Consider the following 2,525-nt stretch of genomic DNA (forward strand, 5'->3'; position numbering starts at 1 on the left):
ACACTGTACACTTGACAGGGAGCACTTCACAGTTCAACTGTCAGCGTCTTTTTGATGCGATGTTGAGCTTGAGTAGAGGTAACACTGATAATCCTATAAATAAACCAGCTACGATTCCTTTTGTGAGGTCTGAGAGGGTACTGCTTCGATATACGAGGGGGTATAGACACAGGAATAATACAGGAATTAGGATGAGCAGGGCATTGTTTTTTTTCAAGTGGAAAGCTCCTCTCAATTAGATATACAGTATTATACAACTTTTAGATGAAGAGGAGGATTTAAAAGAGGTATCTTTTTCCTGATTGTTGATTATTCAGCGAAGGTGTGGATATAATACAAACATACGTTCGTGCATAGCGGAATAAGTATAGAAATTAGGGAGGGGATACCATGGGCAAAAAGCTGGAGAAAAACGGACTTTGGGAAAGCAGCCGCATGATGCTGCCGGAGCACAAGGTAAGAATTATTAGGGATGAACGGGAGACGCTGCGCCGCATCAAGCCTATTCTTGATGAGCAGAAGCTGGAGGAGATCGAATGTACACTGGCCTTATCGTTACGGAGTCATGTGCGCGTCACTGCTGTGCTGTTTGATCCTTTTGAGAATAAGACAATAAGTGGTTTTGTGACTTCCATTCACACCCACTCGCGTGAGTTTAAGCTGCAGTGGGCGGAGGAATGGAAGTGGATCAATGTAGATGACCTCGTGGAGGTTTACATCGTCTAATGCTGAGAACCGCTGACTTCACTTTTTTCATAAGCAATTAGGGTCACCGTTGGGTTGCCGGTCAGATTTGCAATGGAAGCTTCGGCATTTCGAATAATTTCGAGCGCTTCTTCCTGCTCGCTCAGGGCAGCAACTTTATAGCTATCGCTATGAATGTCCATATGTGTTCCCACCTTTCGCTAATATTTTGCCCTTTTTTGTGGAATTGATCCAAGGTGGAGAAGTTATGAATAGGTGCTTTTCAGGGGAGATCTCGGGGATATCGGGGTCTTTTTTGCTGATGCAAGCAGGGGTATTAGTACAAGCGAATGGGGGAGCGGGATCATTGATTATACCAAGGGGTGATTCTATGCTGACTTTAGATCAAGTGAGGGACAAATCGGCGGCGAGGCTTGTTGGGCTTCATCCTGTTTTGGCAGCAGGGGCGAAGGCTTTGATTCAGCAAAGCTATGCCAGAGGAGTGCCCATCGTTATTACTCAGGGGTTACGGTCGATTGCTGAACAAAATGCCTTGTATGCGCAGGGGAGAAGTAAGCCTGGACCTATAGTTACCAACGCCAAGGGTGGAACCAGCTATCATAATTATGGCCTTGCGTTTGACTTTGCGCTTTTGCTGCCGGATGGAAAAAGTCTTTCCTGGGATATGAATCGTGATGGTGATAAAGATAAAATTGCGGACTGGCAAGAGGTTGTACAGGTGGGAAAACAGCTAGGGCTTGAGTGGGGAGGAGACTGGACGTCTTTTAAAGATTATTCACATCTGCAAATGGCCTTCGGCTTAACCACGACTCAACTTCGGGCAGGTAAACGTCCTACGACGGATCAGGTCAATGAAGCTTTAAAAAGGATTACTGGGGAGGATGAGCAGGTGAACAAAGACGTTAAAGTAACAATAACCTTAAACGGTGCTAAACTTACGGATGGTGTTCTTGATACCGGCATAACGTATGTACCCGTACGTGCTCTAGCTGAGGCGCTTGGAGCAAAGGTTACGTATGACGCAGCGAGTAAGACAGTGAACGTAGTAAAAGAGTAAAGCTAATCATGTATAGACAGTGCCACCCAAGGGGAAGTTATCAATGATAACTAACCATAAAGGGAGGCATAACGTTGTGAATAAGCTAATAACAAGCCTTGCATGCTGCACTGTACTGTCATTGAGTATAATGGGAGCTAGTTACGCTAATCCAATCGGGTCAGCCGCATTAGGCGGTATCCCGAACGCGAATACGGGCATGGATGGTACCATGAATAACACTCGGATGATGAATACGGAAGGCAATCTAATGAACGGTACTACGGGAACGATGAATCAGCATGAGAGCATTATGAGAGATAAGATTCGCACAGGGGAAAATTATAGACCTAACACCACTAACTACAATGACAACTACACCCGGGATAACTACAACAGAAATACGGTAACTCCACTGTCCAACACTACAACAGACGGTAAATATCGGGCAACCAGCACAACTACGAATACTGGAACTACCAGCAGAGGATCTAACTGGGGCTGGCTCGGATTGTTTGGACTCTTGGGTCTTGTCGGAATGAGAAGCAGAAGTGACGAACGCAGATAAACGACATGCTTAATAACCCGTGTCGGCATATGCTGGAACGGGTTATTTTTATGGCATAAATATTTTTTCGAAAAAGTATTGCACGTTATCGAAATTCGTGATATTATATTTCTTGTCGCTTAATACATAAACAACGTATGGAGCAACAACACATAATATGCCGGGGTGGCGGAACAGGCAGACGCACAGGACTTAAAATCCTGCGGTACGTGAGTA

Annotated in this window: 4 protein-coding genes; 3 read left to right on the plus strand and 1 reads right to left on the minus strand. The window is 45.0% G+C overall.

What is annotated here, in order from left to right; all coding sequences use genetic code 11:
* Nucleotides 1-390 precede the first annotated feature (390 nt).
* Nucleotides 391-726, plus strand: coding sequence for a YolD-like family protein (locus CA598_RS31400; protein ID WP_094869518.1), 336 nt, complete (start codon nucleotides 391-393; stop codon nucleotides 724-726).
* On the opposite strand, the gene CA598_RS32540 is transcribed toward CA598_RS31400, so the two are convergent.
* Nucleotides 723-887 (minus strand): hypothetical protein, encoded by a 165-nt coding sequence (locus CA598_RS32540; protein ID WP_179283823.1) that lies wholly within the window; start codon nucleotides 885-887, stop codon nucleotides 723-725. The two genes, CA598_RS31400 and CA598_RS32540, sit on opposite strands and share 4 nt — an antisense overlap.
* A gap of 65 nt (nucleotides 888-952) precedes the next feature.
* On the opposite strand from CA598_RS32540, the gene CA598_RS31405 reads away from it, so the two are divergent.
* Entirely contained in the window at nucleotides 953-1,762 is an 810-nt protein-coding gene (locus tag CA598_RS31405) for a M15 family metallopeptidase (protein WP_373455863.1), read from the plus strand.
* Nucleotides 1,763-1,838: 76 nt separating this feature from the next.
* On the plus strand, nucleotides 1,839-2,309 hold the full coding sequence (locus CA598_RS31410) for a hypothetical protein (RefSeq protein ID WP_094869517.1): 471 nt from the start codon (nucleotides 1,839-1,841) through the stop codon (nucleotides 2,307-2,309).
* The last annotated feature ends 216 nt before the right edge of the window (nucleotides 2,310-2,525 follow it).

Origin of the sequence: Paenibacillus sp. VTT E-133291 (genome assembly GCF_002264395.1) — a bacterium.
GTDB classification, from domain to species: Bacteria; Bacillota; Bacilli; order Paenibacillales; family Paenibacillaceae; genus Paenibacillus_AQ; species Paenibacillus_AQ nitricinens.

Excerpts from the sequence above, each read along its gene's own strand:
- CA598_RS31400 (WP_094869518.1), top strand. The coding sequence starts at position 391 with ATGGGCAAAAAGCTGGAGAAAAACGGACTTTGGGAAAGCAGCCGCATG.
- CA598_RS32540 (WP_179283823.1), bottom strand. The coding sequence starts at position 887 with ATGGACATTCATAGCGATAGCTATAAAGTTGCTGCCCTGAGCGAGCAG.
- CA598_RS31405 (WP_373455863.1), top strand. The coding sequence starts at position 953 with ATGAATAGGTGCTTTTCAGGGGAGATCTCGGGGATATCGGGGTCTTTT.